Raw genomic sequence first — 18,759 nt, forward strand, 5'->3', positions numbered from 1 at the left:
CTAAACTGGACGGGTGACTCTCCCCGCCACTCCGAGCCCCTCGACCGCCCCGACCGCCGCCCCGGACCTTTGGAAGCCGGTCCTGCTGCGCGCCGCCGTCGCCTTGGTCTTCGGCGCCGTCACCGTCTTCTGGGCGGCTCCGCCGGTCCCGGCGATGGGCTGGACCGCCGGACTCTACCTGCTGGCCACCGGGGTGGTGCTGCTCTGGGGCGCCCGCCGGACCGGCCTGGCCGCCGGCGGTCCGCACGCGCGTCTCCTGGCCGCCGCCGGTGCGATCCTGGCCGGCACCGGGGCCGCAGTGGCGCTGCTGCCCTCCAACCTGGTCTTCGGCGTCGTCGGCGCCCTGGGCCTGGCGCTGGCCGGCGCGGCCGAGCTGATCCTCGGGATCGCCACCCGCGGCCGGTCGGTGCTGGCCCGGGACTGGATCACCTCCGGCATCATCGGCCTCGGCACGGCCGTGGGGCTGCCGTTCTTCATCGACCTTGGCCCGCACGCCCTCCTCGGTGTGGCCGGCGGCGGCGCCATTATCGGCGGCGTGCTGTGGACGCTGGCCGGGCTGACCCTGCGGCACGATGCGCGGGGCGTTTCCGCCGAGGCCGTAAACTAGACAGGACAGGTTCTACCCGGCGTAGAACATTTGCGCGATCGCGACTGCCACGCCCCACGGCGCTGGCGGCAGGAGGAAAGCACCTTGGCACAGCAGAACCCAGGAGAACGCCGCACGATGCGGACTTCGGTGAAGGGACCGCTGATGTTCTCCGCCTTCTTCGCGGTGCTGGCCTTCTTCGCCGTCCTCATCTTCGCCTCCGGCGGCAGCGCCAAGGCCCCCCGCTTTGACCTGGCCTTCACCGGCGCCGGCATCGCCTTCATCGTCACCCTGGTGATCGCCGCGATGCTCTCCATGAGCTACAAGGAGAACGCCGAGCACCTCGGCAAGGGCTCCGGCGTGAACCTCAGCTCCCGCCGCCCGGCGTCCTCCCCCCAGCAGGCCCCGCAGCAGCAGGAAGAGTCCGACGGCGGCACCCCCGCCCACTAGGTTCGGCTCACTCAGTCCGGCTCCACTAGCCCCGGCCCCAGCTCACTAGCCGGTCCCCTCTCCGGCGGCGCAGGCAGTCCTCAGCCGCCCCCTAGGACGCGGCCTTCCGTGCCCGGTAAGCCGCCACGTGCGCCCGGTTGGCGCAGTTGCCGGTGTCGCAGTACCGCTTGGAGCGATTCCGGCTCAGGTCCAGCACGACGGCGTCGCAGTCGTCCGCGGCGCAGACCAGCATCCGGTCCATTTCCTTGCTGCGGATCACGTCCACCAGCGCCATCGCCGCCTCCGTGCTCATCCGGTCCGCCAAGGGCGCCTCCGGCGCGGTGGCGTGCAGGTGCCAGTCCCAGCCGTCGTGCTTGCTCAGCTGCGGTAGTGCCCGCGCCTCACGCAGCAGCCGGTTCACGGTGTCCACCGCTTCGGACTCCCCGGCCCGCCAGAGGGCGGTGAGTTCGGTTCGCAACCGCAGGACGCTCTCCAGTTCGGCCACGTCGCGGCTCCGGGCGCCGCTGAAGCCCTCAGCGCTGAGGAACCGGTCCAGGGCGGCCGGATCCGGGAGATGTTCCTCCCCGTTCGCCGCGGTATTGATCAGGTTGACGACGGACCGGAGCGCAATCTCCGTGTCAGGGGCAAAAATCATCTTGACTCCTTACGTTCGACGCACGTACTGTCATGACCATAACCCGACTTTACTCCTGACAGGAGGCAGACCCTTGCCTGCCGCTCGCCGCCCCGCCGGCTCTCCCACCAGCACCCCGCACGACGGGTCCATCCCCGGCAGCCCGGGCACCGTCGCCGGCACGCCAGGCACGCCCGCCGCCGGAACCGCCGCCGCCGGCATCCCGGCGCGGACCGGCGTCTCCTCGTTCCTCGCCTCGGGCCTGGGCGTGGCGCTGTTCTCCTCGGCGGTCTTCGGCCTGTCCGGATCCTTCGCCAAGTCCCTGTTGGAGACCGGCTGGAGCCCCGGCGCCGCGGTCACCGCGCGCCTGACCGGCGCCGCCCTGGTCCTCGCCGTCCCCGCGGCCCTCGCGCTGCGCGGACGCTGGCACCAGCTCCGGGACAACTGGCTCACCGTGGTGCTGTTCGGCGTGATCGGCGTGGCGGCTTGCCAGCTCTTCTACTTCAACGCCGTCGCCCGGCTCTCGGTCGGCGTCGCCCTCCTGCTCGAATACCTTGCCCCGGTGATGATCGTGCTCTGGCTCTGGGTGGCCAGTCGACGCCGGCCCCGGCCGCTGACCATCGGCGGGACGCTGCTCTCGCTGGCGGGGCTGGTGCTGGTCCTGGACCTCACGGGGGCGGTGCGGATCGACCTGGTCGGCGTGCTCTGGGGCGTGGCGGCCGCCGTCTGCCTGGCCATCTACTTCTTCATCACCGCCAAGGAAAACGACACCCTGCCGCCGATCGTCCTGGCCTCCGGCGGCCTGCTGACCGGCGCCGCCGTGATGTGGCTGGCCGCGGCGACGGGTCTGCTGCCCATGGCCGCCTCCACCGCGGACACCCGCCTGGGTCCCTGGGTGACGCCGTGGTGGGTCTCCCTCGGCGGCTTGGTCCTGCTGGCCACCGTGCTGGCCTACGTCTCCGGGATCGTGGCCGCCCGGGCCCTGGGCTCCAAGGTGGCGTCCTTCATCTCGCTGACCGAGGTGCTGTTCGCGGTGCTCTGGGCCTGGCTGCTGCTGGGCGAGCTTCCCGGGCCGGTGCAGCTGCTGGGCGGCGTGCTGATCGTGGGCGGGGTGCTGCTGGTCCGGCTGGACGAGTTGCGGACGGCCGCCGCGGTTTCGGCGCCGCTGGACCACGCGAACGACGTCGAACCCGTCCCCTAGGCAGGCCGGGCGGGGTCACAAAAGGCGGATTAACAGCAGCAGGTCCGGACGCGGTGCGTCCGGACCTGCTGCGCAGTGGGCGGGTTGTTTCCGTGGCCGCGTTTAGCGGGCGGAGGCGCTCTGCTGCTCGGTGGCGTTGCGGACCGCCTGCTGGCCGGCCTGCTGCAGCGCCTGGGACACCCGGGTCAGGGCCGCGACGTGCTCGCCGTTCCACTCGCTGCGGAACTTCTCCGCGTCCGGACCCATCCACTGCGTGCCGGCCAGGACCTTGGTCAGCATCGACTTCTGGTTATCGATTTCCTGCGACCCGGCCTGCAGCTTGGAACCGAGCGCCTTCAGCTGATCAACATCTGCACCCCAAATAGCCATGCGAAAAATCTCCTTAGATCGTCGGACCCGAACCTCTCGGCGTCCCCAGCGGCCCCCGGCTGATCCGGAAGTTCCTATGCCAAGAACCTACCCTGCCGCCTCCGCCAGCGTCGATGGGGACCCCTGCCCATGGAGCCCTGCCCATAGGGAAGGCCCCGCTCAGGCTGCGGCCGTCCCCTGCTTCCCGAAGCTGCGGAGGCGGAGCGAGTTGGCCACCACCAGCACCGAGCTGGCGGCCATGGCCGCGCCGGCGATCATCGGGTTGAGCAGGCCCAGGGCCGCCACCGGGATGCCGACGGCGTTGTAGAAGAAGGCCCAGAAGAGGTTCGTCTTGATGGTGCCCAGGGTGCGGCGGGACAGCTCGATCGCCTGCGCCACCTGGGCCAGGTCGTTGCCCATGACGGTCAGGTCCGCGGCCTCGATCGCCACGTCCGTCCCCGAGCCCATGGCGATGCCGAGGTCCGCCTGCGCCAGCGCCGCGGCGTCGTTGACGCCGTCGCCGGCCATGGCCACGGTGGCGCCGTCGTCCTGGAGGGCGCGGACGGCGTCCACCTTCCCCTCCGGGGTGACCCCGGCGTAGACGTCCTCCGGGGCGATCCCGACGGCGGCAGCCACCTGGGCCGCGACGGCGGCGTTGTCGCCGGTCAGCAGGATGGGGCGCAGCCCCAGCCCGCGGAGCCGGGCGATGGCGGCCGCGGATCCGGGCTTCAGGGTGTCGCGCAGGCTGATGAGCCCCGCCGGTGCGCCGTCGACCGCCACCCAGATGGCGCTCGCCCCGGCGGCTTCCTCGGCCGCGAGGGTCTCGCGCTGACCGCCGGTGAGCGCGACTCCGTTCTCCTCCAGCCAGCCGGAGCGGCCCACCGTGACGGTGTGCCCGTCGACCGTGCCGCGGACGCCGCCGCCGGGGGCGGAGTGGAAGTCCGCGACGGCGGGCAGCCGGTCCGCGGACCCGTCGGCCAGGGCGGCGGACGCGATGGCCCGGGCGATCGGGTGCTCGGAGGCGGCCTCGGCGGCGCCGGCGAGGCGCAGCACGGCGCCGGCCTCGAAACCGGGGAAGGCGGTGGTGCCTGCGACGGCCAGGTGCCCGGTGGTCACGGTCCCGGTCTTGTCCAGCAGGATGGTGTCCACGGTGCGGGTGTCCTCGAGGACCTGCGGGCCGCGGATCAGGATGCCCAGCTGGGCGCCGCGGCCGGTGCCGGTGAGCAGGCCCACCGGGGTGGCCAGGCCCAGGGCGCAGGGGCAGGCGATGACCAGCACCGCCACGGCGGCCGTGAAGGCCGAGCGGAGGCCGGCGTCGGTGATGTCCGGTCCGGCCGCCAGCAACCAGGCGGCAAAGGTCACGACGGCGATGCCCAGCACCACCGGGACGAACACGCCGCTGATGCGGTCGGCCAGCCGGGCGATGGGCGCCTTGCCGGACTGCGCCTGCGAGACCAGCCGTCCCATCTGGGCCAGGGTGGTCTCCGAGCCCACGCGGGTGGCCCGGACCAGGATCCGGCCGGAGGTGTTGATGGTGGCGCCGGTGACGGGGCTGTCCGGGCCGACTTCGACCGGCACGGATTCGCCGGTGACCAGGGAGGCGTCGACGGCGGAGCTGCCCTCGACCACCACGCCGTCGGCCGGGATCTTCCCGCCGGGGCGGACCACGATCACGTCGCCCACCGTGAGCCGGTCCGCCGGGACGGTGACTTCGAGGCCGTCGCGGAGCACGGTGGCGTCCTTGGCCCCCAGGTTCAGCAGCGTTTTCAGCGCATCCCCGGCCTTCTGCTTGGCGTTGGCCTCAAGGTAGCGGCCCAGCAACAGGAAGGTGGTCACCACGGAGGCCACCTCGAAGTACAGGCCCTCCGGTCCCATGCCCGCCATGCCGGGGTGTTCGGTGAGCCGCGGATTGGCCAGCAGCTGCCAGGCGGAGAAGACGTAGGCCGCGGTGACGCCGATCGAGACCAGGGTGTCCATGGTGGAGGACAGGTGCCGGGCGTTCACCGCCGCCGCCCGGTGGAAGGGCCAGGCCGCCCAGGTGACGACGGGCAGGGCCAGCAGCCCGGCCACCCAGCCCCAGTTCGGGAACTGCGCGGCCGGCACCATGGAGAGCACGAAGACGGGCACGGTGAAGACGGCGGCGGTGATCAGGCGGGGCTTCAGGGCCGACGCCGCGCCGCGGCTTGCGCCGGCAGTTGCGCCGCCGTCGGACGCTCCATCCCCGGCGAAAGTCTCGTCCACGGCGGGGCGCGCGGCAGGGGGCGTCCGCACGGTGGCCTTGTAGCCCGCGGCACTCACGGTGGCGGTGAGTTGGTCATCGGTGATGCCGGCCGGAACGGTCACGCGGGCCGATTCCAGCGGCAGGTTCACCACCGCCTCCACGCCCTCCAGCTTGCCGAGTTTGCGCTCCACCCGGCCCACGCAGGACGCGCAGGTCATGCCCTCGATATCGAGTTCCACCACCCGCGTCCCGGACTGGTCCAGCAGCTTGGCGTTTTCCACGGTACGTGCCTCTTCCCTTGCTCCTTCATGCTGCGGGCGCCCGCTCCGGCGCTCAGGGCTGGTTGCCGCCCGGTCAGGCCTCGTTGGCGACCACCAGGTAGCCGGCCTCGGCGACGGCCTCGCCGATCTCGGCGGGGGAGAGCTCCCGGGCGGAGCCGATGGTCACGGTGGAGATCCCGCCGGCGTTGAGGTCGACGTCGACGTTCTCCACGCCGTCCAGGGCCTCGAGTTCCTCCGTGACGGAGGAGACGCAGTGGCCGCAGGTCATGCCGGAAACCTCAATGGTGGTGGAAACGGTGCTCATGGTGCTCTCCTTCGTGGGCCGGGACGGCCCTGTTGGTGGCTGGCTGGGTAGCTGGATGTGGGGGTTACCGGTGGGGTGGTGCGGCTCGCGGCGTCAGCGCAGGAGCCGGCCGATGGCGTCGGTGGCTTCCTTGACCTTGGCGTCGATGGCCTCCGACCGCAGCTCAGGATCCGGTTCGGCGGCCGCCCCGACGACACAATGGCCGATGTGCTCCTCCACCAGACCCAGACTGACGGCATGCAGGGCCTTGGTGACGGCGGCGACCTGGGTGAGGATGTCGATGCAGTACTTGTCCTCATCGACCATCCGGGCGATGCCGCGGACCTGCCCCTCGATGCGCTTGAGCCGCTTGAGGTAGGCATCCTTGTTAGCGGAATACCCGTGCTGGCCGGAGCCGGCGTGGGGGCCCTCGTGCTGGTCTGTCGCTGCGGCGGTATCTGCCTCCGCACCTGCGGGAATCAGGTCCCCGGCGGCGGCCACTGAAGAATCGGATGCGCTCATGGCCACCAAGATATACCCCTGGTGGGTATGGCACAAGTACCCCCAGGGGGTATCGATGGTTTACGCCGCCGGAGAATGGGCGTTAAAAAGCTCCGGAGTGCGTTATTGGGGGATACGCACTCCGGAGCAGTCATTGGGGTAGGAGTTCTTCCGCCTACATCCACGACTCTACGGGGCGCGCGGCGGCTTCGCCAGCACCTCGGATAACTACTTTCGCTTTAGTTTCCCGTGCCCCGGCCGACCGGGCCGCCGCCGGTGTCCCGGGGAATTTCTCCAAGCGAAGGTGAAAAGACCATTGCGGGCCTTCACTCGTGGTGGTTCGATGGGGGCCATGGCATCCGAGGAAAACTTTGTCCTGGCAATCGGCACGAAAAAAGGGCTGTGGCTGGCCACCAGCCCCGACCGTGAGTCCTGGTCCCTATCCGGACCGCATTTCCTGATGAGTGAGATCCCCAGCATCGGCATCGACACCCGGGACGGCAAGACCCGGATCCTGGTCGGCGTCCGCTCCGAGCACTGGGGTCCCACCGTCTTCCACTCCGACGACCTGGGGGCGAGCTGGACCGAACCCGAACAGGGTGCCATCCGCTTCCCGGAGGACACCGGCGCCGCCCTGGAGCGCGTCTGGCAGATCTACCCCGACGCCGAGTCCCGGCCCGGCGTCGTCTGGGCCGGCTGCGAGCCGATCTCGGTGTGGAAGTCCACCGACGGCGGGGAGCACTTCGAACTGAACCGCGGCCTCTGGGACCACCCGCACCGCAGCGAGTGGGGCTCCGGCTACGGCGGCGCGGCGGCCCACTCGATCGTCGTCCACCCTGACGGGGAGCGGGTGCACGTGGCCATGAGCACCGGCGGCGTCTACCGCTCCAAGGACGGCGGGCAGTCCTGGGACGCCCGGAACAAGGGCATCTCCGCCTACTTCAACCCCGACCCCTACCCCGAGTTCGGCCAGTGCGTGCATAAGATCGCCGCCGATTCCGCCGTCGACGGCCGGCTTTACGCGCAAAACCACCACGGCGTCTACCGCACGGACGACGACGCCGAGACCTGGGAATCCATCGCGGAGGGGCTGCCTGCGGACTTCGGCTTCGTCATGCTCACGCACCCGCACCGCGCCGGGACGGCCTGGGTGATCCCGCTGAAGGCCGACGGCGAGAGGATCCCCCCGGAGGGGAAGCTGGCGGTGCACCGGACGGACGACGCCGGCGCCACCTGGAAGCGGCTGGACGAGGGCCTGCCCGGCTCCGAATTTAACGCGGTGCTCCGCGATGCGGCCTGCGTGGACACCGCCGAGCCGGCCGGGGTGTACTTCGGCACCCGCGGCGGCAGCGTCTACGCCAGTGCCGACGAGGGTGAGCACTTCACCGAGGTCGCCTCGCACCTGCCCGACGTGCTGTGCGTGCGCGCGGCGCAGGTGGTCGGCGCCCCGGCCCCGGCATGACGGGCCGCCGTGGCTGAGATCAGCGTGCTGCTGCCGAGCGTCCTGGCGCCCCTGGCCGGCGGCCGGTCCGGCCTCGAGGTGGCCGCCGACGGCCCGCTCCCGGTGGGCCGGCTGCTGGACGAGCTGGCCGGCAACTACCCCGCGCTCGGCCGGCGCCTCCGGGACGAGACCGGCAGCGTCCGCCGCTTCGTGAATGTCTACGTTTCCGGCGTCGAAATCCGCCGTCTGCAGGGCCTCGGGACCGAGGTCTCGCCGGGCCAGGAGGTGCTCATCATCCAGTCCGTCGCCGGCGGCTGAGCTCCGCGGCATTCTGACCTCAAAATCGTTGACAATTTCGTCAGCGATCCGTACCGTCGGTTCCGGGCCGTCCCTGCCGGTCGCGCCCCACCCCGCAATGGTGCGACAGGAAGGGATGCCGGTGGCCGCAACCTTGAGCCTGACGGACGTGAGCCTCCACTTCGGCGGCGTCAAGGTGCTGCAAGACGTCAGCTTCGACGTCGACCCCGGGGTCATCCTCGGGTTGGTCGGGCCCAACGGCGCCGGCAAGACGTCCCTCTTCAACTGCATCAGCGGGCACTACAAACCCAGCGCGGGCACCATCACCATCGACGGCGCCGAGGTCCAGGGCTCGGCCCCGTCCCGGCTCGCCGGACTGGGCCTCGCCCGGACCTTCCAACACCCGGCCCTGCTGCTGAACGCCACCGTGCTGGAGAACGTCCTCCTCGGCGGACACCTCCGCCTCCCCGGCGGCCCCGCCTCCTGGGCGCTCCGGCTGCCGCGGACCGCCCGGGCCGAACGCTCCATCCGCGCCGAGGCCCGCGGGCTGCTCGAGCGCGCCGGACTCGGCTGGGCGGCCGACGTCCCGGCCAACGAACTCTCCCACGGCCTGCACAAGGGGATCGAACTCTGGCGTGCGCTGCTCTCCGGACCCTCGCTGCTGCTGCTGGACGAACCGGCCGCCGGCCTCTCCCACGCCGAGGTGGAGGAGCTGATCGCCACCGTCCGGCGGATCCGCGCCGAACAGGACATTACGATCATCGTCGTCGAGCACCACATGGGCCTCATCTCGGCGCTCACGGACCAGGTGGTGGTGCTGGACCACGGCCGGAAGCTCATGGCCGGAACCGCGGCGGAGGCGCAGGCCGACCCGCGGGTGATCGAGGCCTACCTGGGGAAGGACGCCGCGGATGACGCTGCTTGAGCTGGTGGACGTGACCGCCTCCTACGGGCCGATCCAGGTGATCGACGGCGTCTCGCTCAGCGTGCCCGAGGGGGGCGCCGTCGGGATCCTCGGCGCCAACGGCGCGGGCAAGACCACCACCCTGCGGGCCATCAGCGGCACCGTCCGTGCCGGCGGGACCATCCGGTTCGCGGGCCGCGACATCCGCGGGCTGCGGCCTGACCAGGTCGCGGCGCTGGGCATCGCGCACGTGCCCGAGGGCCGCGGAACGCTGGGGCAGCTGAGCGTGCGGGAAAACCTGATGGTGGGCGCGTACCTGCGGAAGGGACGCCAGGCGATCGCCGCCGACGTCGACTACTGCCTGGACCTGTTCCCGCAACTGCGCGACCGGATCGGCTCCCGGGCGGCCGCCCTCTCCGGCGGCGAACAGCAGATGCTCGCCGTCGGCCGGGCGTTCATGGCCCGGCCGCGGCTGCTGCTGCTGGACGAGGCCTCGCTGGGACTCGCGCCGGGCACCGCCAAGACCGTCTACGAGGCGATCCGCAGGCTCCGGCTGGAGTCCGGGATCGCCATGGTGGTGGTGGAACAAAACGCCAACCTCGCCTTCTCCCTGGTGGACACGGCAACCGTGCTGGAAACGGGCCGCACCGCCCTGACCGGCACCACCGCCGAACTCAAGGGGATGGACGAAATCCGACGAGCGTACCTGGGGGGCTGAACCGGTGGGCACCTTCATCCAGCTGGTGGTCGACGGGCTGTCGACCGGATCCATCTACGCCGCGCTGGCCCTGGCGATCGTGCTGGTCAACCAGGCCACCGGGCTGATCAACTTCGCCCAGGGCGGCCTGGCGGTCCTCTCCGGTTACGTGGCCTACGCCTCCGTCCAGGCCGGGCTGCCGCTCGTGGTGGCCATCATCGTGGCAGTGGCGCTGTCTTTCGTCCTCGGGGCCCTCGCCGAACGCTTCCTGGTCCGCCGGTTCGAGCGCGGCGACCCGGACACCGCCGTCGTCGTCACCATCGGCCTGCTGACCCTGATCACCGGCATCATCGCCGTGATCTGGAGCTACAACAACCTCGGCTTCCCCTCGCTTTTCCCGCTCACCAGCGTCGACATCCTGGGCGCGGTGGTCAGCGTCCGGTCACTCGCCACCACGGTGACGATCGTGGTCATCATGGTGGTCCTGCAGCTGCTCTTCCTGCGCACCAAGCTGGGCCTGGCCCTCCGCGCGGTGGCGGACAGCCCGGCGTCGTCCGCCCTCTCCGGGCTGCCGGTGGGGCGGCTGCTGATGGTCGGCTGGGGTCTGGCTGCCGCGCTCGGCGCCGTCGCCGGCGTCCTGGTGGCCCCGCAGCTGACCCTGACCCCCGGCATGCTGGACACCGCACTGGTCTACGCCCTCGCCGCCGTGATCCTGGGCGGCCTGAGCAGTCCGATCGGCTGTGTGGTGGCCGCCTGGGCGATCGGCGTGCTGGAAAACCTCGTGGCGGTGTACGTGCCGTTCATCGGCCACGACCTGAAGATCGCCGTCCCGTTCGCGCTGATCTTCGTCATCCTGATCCTGCGGCCGCAGGGCCTCTTTGGCCGGAAGGTCGTGGTGAGAGTCTGATGCGCAACCGCCTGCCCGCAAAACCCTTGTCCGTAGAACCCCAGTCCGTAAAACCCGTGGCCACCGGAAACCGCACCGTCCGGATTGTGGTGCTCGTCCTGGTGGCCGTGGTGCTGCTGCTCGCGCCGCTGAACCTGCCGCCCTTCGCCAACCAGACCCTGGTGCGGATCGGCGTCTACGCGGTGGCCGTGCTGGGCCTGAACATCGTCATGGGCTACACCGGCCAGGTCAACCTCGGCCAGATCTTTTTTGTGGGTCTCGGCGCCTACGTCACCGCGTACGGGGTCAAGCAGGGCTGGAACATCCTGCTGGTGTTCGTCCTGGCCTGCCTGATCGCCGGCGTCGTGGGGCTGCTGGTGGCGCTGGCCGCGGCGCGGCTGGGCGGCCTCGCGATCGCCATGGTGACCATCGCCCTGCCGATCGTGGGCGTGCCGCTGGCCAAGCGGCTGGAGGGATTCACCGGCGGCTCGCAGGGCATCTCCGCCCGGTTCACCGACGCCCCGGACTGGTCCGGGCTCTACAACGACCAGTGGCAGTACTACATCATCCTGCTGGTGACCGCCGCAGGGTTCCTGCTGGCCCGGAACCTGGTCCGCGGCAAGTACGGCCGGGCGTTCGGCGTCGTCAAGGAAAACGAGGCCGTCGCCGCGTCGATGGGCGTCTCCCCGTACCGGACCAAGGTCCTGGCCTTCACCGTGGCCTCCATCTTCGGCGGCGCCAGCGGGTTCCTCTACCTCGCCGCCGTTCAGTACACCTCCCCGGAAACCCTGAGCTTCGGGCACTCGATCAGCCTCCTGGCCGCCATGGTGATCGGCGGCGCCGGGAGCATCGCCGGGTCCCTCATCGGCGGGGCCTACTACGTCCTGGTCCCGCTGCTGACCAACGCCGTGGACCCCGGCCTCACCACCGTCAGCCAGGGCGCCATCCTGCTGATCGTCCTGTTCCTGCTGCCCGAGGGGCTGGTCAGCCTGCCCCGGGTGCTCCGCCGGATCACCGGCCGGAACCGGGACCGGCCCGGCGCCCCGCAGCGCACCGTACCCGCCCCGGCCCCGGGGGCCGGGTCGGAAAAGCAGGCAGACCAGCACCAGACAGAGCACCAGGCCATTCCGGACCAGACAGACCAGCAGCAGACAATCCAGCACCAGACAGGGAGGCAAGACCAAGCATGAGAAAGAACACCCGGCCTCGCGGGGTCCTCGGCATAGTGGCGGTGGCGGCGGTCATTGCGCTCTCCGCCTCGGGCTGCACCCGCGGCAGCACTAACCAGGGCGGCGGAAGCAACGCCGCCTCGCCCGGCATCACCGACTCCTCCATCACCCTCGGCATCACCACCCCGCTCAGCGGCGCGATTGCCGGCCAGGGCACCTGCACGGTGGCCGGTGTCACCGCTTACTTCGGCGCGCTCAACGCCGCCGGCGGCGTGAAATTCGGCGACGGCAAGACCCGCACCGTCAACATCAAGTCCTACGACGACGGCTACGACCCGCAGAAGTCGTTGGCGAACTTCCAGCAGATGGTTTCGGACAACGTCTTCGCCGCCACTGCGGGCCTTGGTACCCCCACCAACCGGGCCTTCCGGGAGGCGGCGATCAGCCAGAAGGTCCCGCAGGTGCTGGTGATGACCGGCGACCCGCTGTTCAGCGACCGGAAGCAGAGCCCCTGGCAACTCGGGTTCGTCCCGATCTACCAGAACGAGGGCGCCGCGTTCGGCAAGCTGATCGCCGGTTCAGGCCAGCCGCACAAGGTGGCGATCCTGTCCCAGAACGACGACTACGGCAAGGGCTACGTTCAGGGCTTCAAGGACGCCATCAAGGGCGCCTCGAACATCTCGGTCGTGGGCGAGCAGACCTACGAGGCGACGGACACCTCCGTGGACCCGCAGCTGACCCAGCTTGCTTCCTCCGGCGCGGACGTGTTTTTCGACGCCATGTCCATCACCCCGCTGGCCATCGCGTCGCTGCAGAAGGCGCAGCAGCTCGGCTGGAAGCCCAGCTGGTTCCTGCCGTCGAACACCTCCAGCCCGGCCGCGATCCTGGGCCCGGGCGGGGCCGCCGCGTACCCGGGCATCTACTCGGTGTCCTTCGCCAAGGCCCCGCAGAGCCCGGCGTTCGCCAAGGATCCCGACGTCGTGAAGTTCCTCGCCGACCTCAAGCAATACGCGAAGTACCCGGACATGCCGGCCTTCCCGCACTGCATGTGGAGCTACATGGTGGGTGCGACGCTGGAGCAGGCGTTCAAGACCATGACCGAGCCCACGCGGGACAGCTTCATGACCGCGCTGCGCAACGTCAAGGGCCTGCAGGCGCCGCTGATGCTCTCCGGCACCTCGGTGGATACGACGACGGACGGCCAGCCCGCGGTGTCCTCGGTGCTGGTGCAGAAGTACGACGGCAAGGGCTACGCGACGGTGCAGAACTTCGGCTAGGCGCATGCGGCACCTGCCAGGCGGCGCCTACCGGGCCGGGATTCCCGGCCCGGGCCAGGCGCCGCCGGCGGACTCCAGCTCGTCGACCAGCCGGAGCCCGCGCCGGGCCCACTCGATCTCGGTGCGGGCGCGGTCCACCAGGCCCTCGTAGGTGAAGCGCTTGAAGGCCACGGTGCGTTCCCGGTCGCCGGGGTCGGTGACGGCGAGGCGGCGGACCAGCATCGGGTTGGCCACCTCGGCGATCCGCTGCAGTTCACCCTCCCACTGGGCGAGTTCGGCCTCCCACTGGGCCTGGTGCCGGCGGAAGAAGGCGCGGGCGTCGCCGGGGGAGGCGGCCTCGAGGTAGGCAGCGCGCAGGTGGGCGGGGTCGCGGACCCGGGCGTATTCCAGCGGGGTCTGCATCCAGGCCAGGAACGCCGCCTCGCCGGCGGCGGTCACGTGGTAGAGCCGCCGGGTGGCGCGCTGGCCGCGGGGCTGTTCCTCGCCCTCGATCAGGCCCTCGGCCTCCATCTTGCGCAGCTCGGGGTAGATCTGTGAGTCAGGCGCGTGCCAGACGTGGCCCACGGACGCGGAAAACTGCTTCTGCAGTTCGTACCCGGAGAGCGGGCCGACGCGCAGCAGTGCGAGCAGCGCATAACGCAGGCTCATACGGTGCTCCTTCCGGGCGTGGAGGGGGTCGAGGGGGCGTATGCCGCCCCCTCGACCCGGGGCTCCCAGCCTAGGCGGGCTGGTAGTTGGTGCGCCAGCCGCCCTGGTACGTCGCGCGCGCCACGGTGGAGTAGGGGACCGGGCTGACGACGGCGCGGACCTCGGTCTGCACGTGCGGCTCGACGGCGGCCTTCGCGGTGCCGCCGTTCGGCTCGCCCCAGACCACCTTCAGTTCGGTGCCCTCCGGGACGTTCGGGTCGATCGTGGCCAGGGACAGCGCCCGGCGCTCGTTCGCGCTGTAGCCCGTGAACATCGAGTAGCCCACCACGGTGCCGTCGGCGTCGACCACGGAGTCGTAGTTGGCCGAGCCGTAGTTCGCCAGCGGCAGGTCGAAGAACTTGTAGCTCGGGCCCTCCACGTTGAAGAGCGAGGCGTAGATCTTCGTGATGTCCTCCGCGTCCCAGGCCAGCGTGACCTTGCGGCGCTGCGCGGCGGGGTCCATCTTCTCCAGGGCGTCGCGGCCGATGAAGTCGTGGTCGAACTTTACGAAGGAGCCGTAGCCCAACTCCCAGGGGGTCAGGTAGTAGTCCTCGATCCGGTCCGAGACGAAGGACCCGGCCAGGGTGCCGGTGGCCTCGTAGCCGTCCGCCGGCAGCCACTCGCGGTAGCCGCGCTCGGCCTCGCCGGTGTAGATGGCCGGCAACGGGGAGGGGATCCAGCCGGATTCGAGCGTGTTGGAGGGGTAGGCGCGGGAGCCCACGGGGACCAGTCCGAACTCGGCGCCTGCGGCCACGATCGCATCGCGGATCCGGTCGTGGTCCTCGTACGGCCCCCACACCTCGAGGCCCGGGGCGCCGGCCATGCCGTGGCGGAGGGTCCGGACGGTGGTTCCGTCGATCGTCATGGTGGACATGTTGAAGAACTTCAGCTGCTCCAGCGGGCCGCCGTTGAGCTTCTCGATCACCTGCCAGGCGTTCGGGCCCTGAATCTGGAAGCGGTAGTACTGCCGGGACACGCCATGGCCGTAGGGCCGCGACGGCGACCGGCGGTCCACCCGGATGTCCAGGTTGCCGTAGCCGCCGGTTTCACCGTGGTAGAGCAGCCAGTTCGCGGCCGGGGCGCGGCCTACATAGACGTATTCGTCCTCGCCCTCGCGGAACAGGATGCCGTCGCCGATCACGTGGCCGGATTCAGTCGTCGGGACGTACTGCTTGGCCTTGTTGACCGGGAAGACGGCGGTGGAGTTGATGGCGGTGGCGGAGATCAGCTTGATCGCGTCCGAGCCGGACATGAACAGGTTGTCCATGTGGTGGGACTGGTCGTACAGTACGGCGGTCTGGCGCCAGGCGGTCTGTTCCTTGATCCAGTTCTGGAAGTCGGCGGGGACCACCGGATAGATGTAGGAGCCGATCTGCGAGTTGCGGAGCAGGTCGACGGCGCCGCGGGATGCGTCGAGGACTTCCTGCAGATTCTTCGGTGCCACAATGAACCTCTTTTTCTGTCGGGATTTCGGGGGTCTGGGGGAGTTTGGAAGTCAGAGGGGGTCAGAACACGATGGTCTGGTTGCCGTGCCGGATGATCCGGTCCTCGGCGTGCCACTGCACCGCGCGGGAGAGCACGGCCCGTTCGACGTAGGCGCCGCGGGCCTGCAGGTCCGCCGCGGAGTGGGCGTGGGTCACGCGGGCGACGTCCTGTTCGATGATCGGGCCCTCGTCCAGGTCCTTGGTGACGTAGTGCGAGGTCGCGCCGATCAGCTTCACGCCGCGTTCCTTGGCCTTGCGGTACGGCGCGGCGCCGACGAAGGCGGGCAGGAAGGAGTGGTGGATGTTGATCAGCGGAACGCCCGCCCGGTCCAGGAACTCCGGGGAGAGGATCTGCATGTAGCGGGCCAGCACCACGAAGTCGACGTTGCCGGCCAGCAGCTTCAGGATCTCGCCCTCGGCCGCGGACTTGTCCGCGCCGGCGGAGGGCACGTGGAAGAACGGCACCCCGAAGGAGCGGACATCCTCGGCGGTATTGGTGTGATTGGAGATCACCATCGGGATGGAGACGGGCAGCTCGCCGCGGCGGTGCCGCCAGAGCAGCTCCAGCAGGCAATGGTCCGAGGTGGAGACCAGGATGGCCATCCGCTTGGGCACAGACCGGTCCGTCAGGGTCCACTGCAGGCCGAGCGGGCCCAGGGTCTTCGCCAGGTCCGCCTCGATTTCCGGCAGGGCGGCGGCCAGGTCGGGGCGGTTGAACACCACCCGCTGGAAGAAGTCGCCGGAGCTGGGATCGGAGGAGTACTGGTCCAGGGAGACGATGTTTCCCCGGCTGCGGGTCACCAGCGCGGCCACGGCGGCGACGATGCCGGGCTGGTCGGGGCCGTGGACAATCAGGCAGGCCTGGTCCCGGAGTGACTCCGTGTGCGGTGCCATCAGGGGCGTCCGGCGGTGAACTGCCGGACCCAGTCGGCCGTGGCCAGCAGTCCGCCGAAGGTGTAGAAGTGCAGGCCCACGCGGCCGACGGCGGGATCCTGCGGCCCGGAGGTGCGCTCGGCGAGTTCGGCGGCGAGGTCGTTGACGAACCGGTCCGGCCCGGCGTCGCCCATCAGGTTTGTCAGGGAGAAGCCGTACTTCTTGACGATCATGGCGTTGGCGCCGACGCCGAAGCGGCGGGCGAAGCCGAGGAGCCGCTTGATGCCGGCCGGACCGGGGGTTCCCACCCGGATCTCGGCGTTGACGCCGTCGGCGCGCAGGCCGGTGATCCAGTCCGCGACCGGGTCGGTGTCGAAGGCAAACTGAGTGAGGATGACGGCGTCGAGCTCCTGCTCCGCGAGGGCGGCGGTCTTGTCCGCCAGCGCCCGGGCGAGCACGTCCTTGGCGATGTCCGGGTGGCCCTCGGGGTAGCCGCCGATCCCCACCTGGCGCACCCCGTACTGCTGCAGCACGCCGCTCCGGATCACGCCGAGGGAATCCTCGAAGGGCCCCTCGGGGGTGGCCGGGTCGCCGCCGACGGCGAAGATGTGCTCGCTGGCGCCGACGTCCTGGAGCCTGGCCAGGAATTCCTCGAGCTGCTCCAGGGAGCGGAGCCGGCGGGCGGAGATGTGCGGGACGGGAACGAACCCGAGCTCCCGGACGGCCTTCGCCCCGGCCACCCGCATCTCCAGGTCCTCGTTGCCGAGGAAGGTGACGTTGATGCGGGTGCCCGCCGGGATGTGATCCTTGGCCTCGTGCAGGGCCGGCACGTCCTTGCCGGTCATCTCGAGCGAGAAATCGCGGATCAGTTCCAGGGAAGCCGCCCGGTTGGCCGCGGGCGTGATTCGATTCGCCATCAGGAAGTCCTTTCCGTGGGTGCGACGGTGCACCCACGGCCGACTTTACCTATGTGCATAGGCACTGTCTATAGGTAATTAACTCCCGACGGCGTCCTCCGGCTGCAGGTGGGCGATGGACCGGGTGTCCTGGAATGCCCGGACGCCCTCGATGCCCTGTTCGCGGCCCATGCCGGACTGTTTCATGCCGCCGAACGGGGCGCGCAGGTCCAGCCGGGTGGCGCCGTGGTCGTTGACCCAGACGTAGCCGCAGACCAGCCGGGCACCCACCCGGTTGGCGGTGGCGGCGTCGGCGGTCCAGACGGAGCCGCAGAGACCGGCCCAGGTGGCGTTGGCGGCTTCCACCGCCTCGTCCTCGGCGTCGAAGGGCAGGAGCGGGATGACCGGGCCGAACTGCTCCTCGGTCACCACCCGCAGGGACGGATCCGGGTCGATCACCAGCGCCGGGCGGAGGAAGTTCCCGCCGCGCAGCTCCGGGTCCTCCGGCAGGGTGCCGTATTCGCGGACGTCCGCCCCGGCGGTTTTGGCCTCCTCGATCAGCCCGGCCACGAACTCCTTCTGGGCGGGGGAGTGCAGCGGCCCCATGGTGGTGCCCTCGTCCAGGCCGTAGCCGATCACGGCCCGCTCCAGCCGGGCGGCGAGCCCATTGACCACCTCGTCCAGCCGGGAGCGGTGGACATAGATGCGCTTGGCGTTCATGCAGATCTGGCCGGTGGTGTCGAAGATGGCGGCGTACAGCCGGTCCAGGTGGGTGTCGTCCAGGATGGCGTCGGCCAGGATGACGGCGGCGTCGTTGCCGCCCAGTTCCAGCGTCACCCGGGTCAGCGCCTTCGAGGCCATCTCCATGATCCGCTTGCCGCCGGCGACGCTGCCGGTGAAGCAGACTTTGGCGACGTCCGGGCTGCTGATCAGGGCGGACATGTCCGCGTCCTTGCCGGTGACGACGTTGAGCACGCCCGGCGGCAGCTTCTCCGCGATCCTCTGCACCACCCGGGTGGTGGCCAGTGGCGCCGTGGGCGGCGGCTTCACGATGGCGGTGTTCCCGGCCAGCAGCGCGTGCGGCAGCGAGGCCGCGAGGATGGCGATGGGCCAGTTGAACGGCACGATCACGGTCACCACGCCGAGCGGCTGGTAGGCGACGGTGGTGGAGACGGGGATGCCCGGCGCCGGCGGGAGCACCTTCGTGGCGTCCACCTCCGCCGCGAGGGCGAGGGCCAGGTTCCAGCGGATCTCGAAGACCAGCGAGTCCACCCAGGCCTCCATCCGGATCTTGCCGTTCTCGCGGGAGAGCACGGCGGCGTCCTCGTCGCGGTGTTCGGCGATCCCCTCGAGTGCGGCCCGCATCATGTCAGCGCGCTGCTCCGCGGTCAGGGCCGCCCAGGCCGGGAAGGCGGCCTTCGCGGCGGCCACGGCGTCGTCGACATCGTCGGCGGAGGCCGCGGCGGCATGCCCCACGACGGCGCCCGGCCGGCCGGGGTCGGCGATCTCCAGGGTCTGCCCGGCCCGGCGTTCCCGGCCCCCAATGTAGAGGCCGGTGGTGACTGGGGCGGCGGTGTCGGTGGTACTGGTCATGGCGGCGCACCTCTCTGTGCTGTTGTGCTCTGCTGTGTTGCTGGGAGCTGTAGTGGGTGGACTGCGTGGTT

The 18,759-nt window shown here is 70.5% G+C and carries 20 protein-coding genes; 10 read left to right on the forward strand and 10 right to left on the reverse strand.

All coding sequences use genetic code 11. From position 1 onward, the window contains the following. Positions 1 to 13 precede the first annotated feature (13 nt). Positions 14 to 607 carry a hypothetical protein gene (locus AB0O44_RS13615; RefSeq protein WP_364138156.1) on the forward strand — a complete coding sequence of 198 codons (594 nt, stop codon included), beginning with the start codon at positions 14 to 16 and terminating at the stop codon, positions 605 to 607. Between the two features lie 84 nt (positions 608 to 691). Then, the gene (locus tag AB0O44_RS13620) at positions 692 to 1,036 is read left to right on the forward strand and encodes a hypothetical protein (RefSeq protein WP_364138159.1); all 345 of its coding nucleotides are present in this window, start codon (positions 692 to 694) and stop codon (positions 1,034 to 1,036) included. A 91-nt stretch (positions 1,037 to 1,127) separates the two neighbouring features. Here AB0O44_RS13620 and AB0O44_RS13625 read toward each other — a convergent pair whose 3' ends face one another. Beyond that, entirely contained in the window at positions 1,128 to 1,670 is a 543-nt protein-coding gene (locus tag AB0O44_RS13625; protein ID WP_364138161.1) for a CGNR zinc finger domain-containing protein, read from the reverse strand. A gap of 199 nt (positions 1,671 to 1,869) precedes the next feature. Between AB0O44_RS13625 and AB0O44_RS13630 the strand changes: the two genes are divergently transcribed. After that, positions 1,870 to 2,850 (forward strand): EamA family transporter, encoded by a 981-nt coding sequence (locus tag AB0O44_RS13630; protein ID WP_364138455.1) that lies wholly within the window; start codon positions 1,870 to 1,872, stop codon positions 2,848 to 2,850. A gap of 102 nt (positions 2,851 to 2,952) precedes the next feature. On the opposite strand, the gene AB0O44_RS13635 is transcribed toward AB0O44_RS13630, so the two are convergent. From AB0O44_RS13635 to AB0O44_RS13650, 4 genes are all read right to left on the reverse strand, one after another. Continuing rightward, a complete protein-coding gene (locus AB0O44_RS13635; RefSeq protein WP_290257160.1) occupies positions 2,953 to 3,219 on the reverse strand; it encodes a hypothetical protein in 267 nt (88 codons plus the stop codon). Between the two features lie 159 nt (positions 3,220 to 3,378). After that, positions 3,379 to 5,700: a heavy metal translocating P-type ATPase gene (locus AB0O44_RS13640; RefSeq protein ID WP_364138163.1), complete on the reverse strand. Its 2,322-nt coding sequence runs from the start codon at positions 5,698 to 5,700 to the stop codon at positions 3,379 to 3,381. Between the two features lie 73 nt (positions 5,701 to 5,773). Continuing rightward, a complete protein-coding gene (locus AB0O44_RS13645) occupies positions 5,774 to 6,004 on the reverse strand; it encodes a cation transporter (protein ID WP_290257162.1) in 231 nt (76 codons plus the stop codon). 93 nt (positions 6,005 to 6,097) lie between these two features. After that, entirely contained in the window at positions 6,098 to 6,505 is a 408-nt protein-coding gene (locus tag AB0O44_RS13650; RefSeq protein WP_364138166.1) for a metal-sensitive transcriptional regulator, read from the reverse strand. A 322-nt stretch (positions 6,506 to 6,827) separates the two neighbouring features. Here AB0O44_RS13650 and AB0O44_RS13655 point away from each other — a divergent pair, with 322 nt between their 5' ends. The 7 genes from AB0O44_RS13655 (at position 6,828) to AB0O44_RS13685 (ending at position 13,155) form a co-directional block, all read left to right on the forward strand. After that, the gene (locus AB0O44_RS13655; protein WP_364138168.1) at positions 6,828 to 7,946 is read left to right on the forward strand and encodes an exo-alpha-sialidase; all 1,119 of its coding nucleotides are present in this window, start codon (positions 6,828 to 6,830) and stop codon (positions 7,944 to 7,946) included. A gap of 9 nt (positions 7,947 to 7,955) precedes the next feature. Next, the gene (locus AB0O44_RS13660; RefSeq protein ID WP_290257166.1) at positions 7,956 to 8,243 is read left to right on the forward strand and encodes a MoaD/ThiS family protein; all 288 of its coding nucleotides are present in this window, start codon (positions 7,956 to 7,958) and stop codon (positions 8,241 to 8,243) included. 148 nt (positions 8,244 to 8,391) lie between these two features. Continuing rightward, entirely contained in the window at positions 8,392 to 9,147 is a 756-nt protein-coding gene (locus AB0O44_RS13665; RefSeq protein WP_364138170.1) for an ABC transporter ATP-binding protein, read from the forward strand. Next, entirely contained in the window at positions 9,134 to 9,844 is a 711-nt protein-coding gene (locus AB0O44_RS13670) for an ABC transporter ATP-binding protein (protein WP_290257168.1), read from the forward strand. The genes AB0O44_RS13665 and AB0O44_RS13670 overlap by 14 nt, the downstream gene beginning before the upstream one ends. A 4-nt stretch (positions 9,845 to 9,848) precedes the next feature. Continuing rightward, the gene (locus tag AB0O44_RS13675) at positions 9,849 to 10,730 is read left to right on the forward strand and encodes a branched-chain amino acid ABC transporter permease (protein ID WP_364138173.1); all 882 of its coding nucleotides are present in this window, start codon (positions 9,849 to 9,851) and stop codon (positions 10,728 to 10,730) included. A 56-nt stretch (positions 10,731 to 10,786) separates the two neighbouring features. Continuing rightward, positions 10,787 to 11,899, forward strand: a complete 1,113-nt coding sequence (locus tag AB0O44_RS13680; RefSeq protein WP_290257170.1) for a branched-chain amino acid ABC transporter permease — start codon at positions 10,787 to 10,789, stop codon at positions 11,897 to 11,899. Beyond that, positions 11,896 to 13,155, forward strand: a complete 1,260-nt coding sequence (locus AB0O44_RS13685; protein WP_364138176.1) for an ABC transporter substrate-binding protein — start codon at positions 11,896 to 11,898, stop codon at positions 13,153 to 13,155. Before AB0O44_RS13680 ends, AB0O44_RS13685 begins: the two co-directional genes overlap by 4 nt. A 27-nt stretch (positions 13,156 to 13,182) precedes the next feature. Here the strand turns inward: AB0O44_RS13685 and AB0O44_RS13690 are convergent, their stop codons facing one another. The 5 genes from AB0O44_RS13690 to AB0O44_RS13710 all read right to left on the reverse strand — a co-directional run bounded on the left by AB0O44_RS13690 (position 13,183) and on the right by AB0O44_RS13710 (position 18,688). After that, positions 13,183 to 13,803, reverse strand: a complete 621-nt coding sequence (locus AB0O44_RS13690) for a PadR family transcriptional regulator (protein ID WP_364138179.1) — start codon at positions 13,801 to 13,803, stop codon at positions 13,183 to 13,185. Between the two features lie 70 nt (positions 13,804 to 13,873). Beyond that, a complete protein-coding gene (locus tag AB0O44_RS13695; RefSeq protein WP_364138182.1) occupies positions 13,874 to 15,286 on the reverse strand; it encodes an aminomethyl transferase family protein in 1,413 nt (470 codons plus the stop codon). A gap of 61 nt (positions 15,287 to 15,347) precedes the next feature. Beyond that, the gene (purU, locus tag AB0O44_RS13700; RefSeq protein ID WP_364138185.1) at positions 15,348 to 16,220 is read right to left on the reverse strand and encodes a formyltetrahydrofolate deformylase; all 873 of its coding nucleotides are present in this window, start codon (positions 16,218 to 16,220) and stop codon (positions 15,348 to 15,350) included. Beyond that, on the reverse strand, positions 16,220 to 17,116 hold the full coding sequence (locus AB0O44_RS13705) for a methylenetetrahydrofolate reductase (RefSeq protein WP_364138188.1): 897 nt from the start codon (positions 17,114 to 17,116) through the stop codon (positions 16,220 to 16,222). Before AB0O44_RS13705 ends, purU begins: the two co-directional genes overlap by 1 nt. A gap of 78 nt (positions 17,117 to 17,194) precedes the next feature. Beyond that, the gene (locus AB0O44_RS13710; protein WP_364138191.1) at positions 17,195 to 18,688 is read right to left on the reverse strand and encodes an aldehyde dehydrogenase family protein; all 1,494 of its coding nucleotides are present in this window, start codon (positions 18,686 to 18,688) and stop codon (positions 17,195 to 17,197) included. Between the last annotated feature and the right edge of the window lie 71 nt (positions 18,689 to 18,759).

This window comes from Arthrobacter sp. NPDC080082, assembly GCF_040686595.1.
GTDB lineage: Bacteria > Actinomycetota > Actinomycetes > Actinomycetales > Micrococcaceae > Arthrobacter.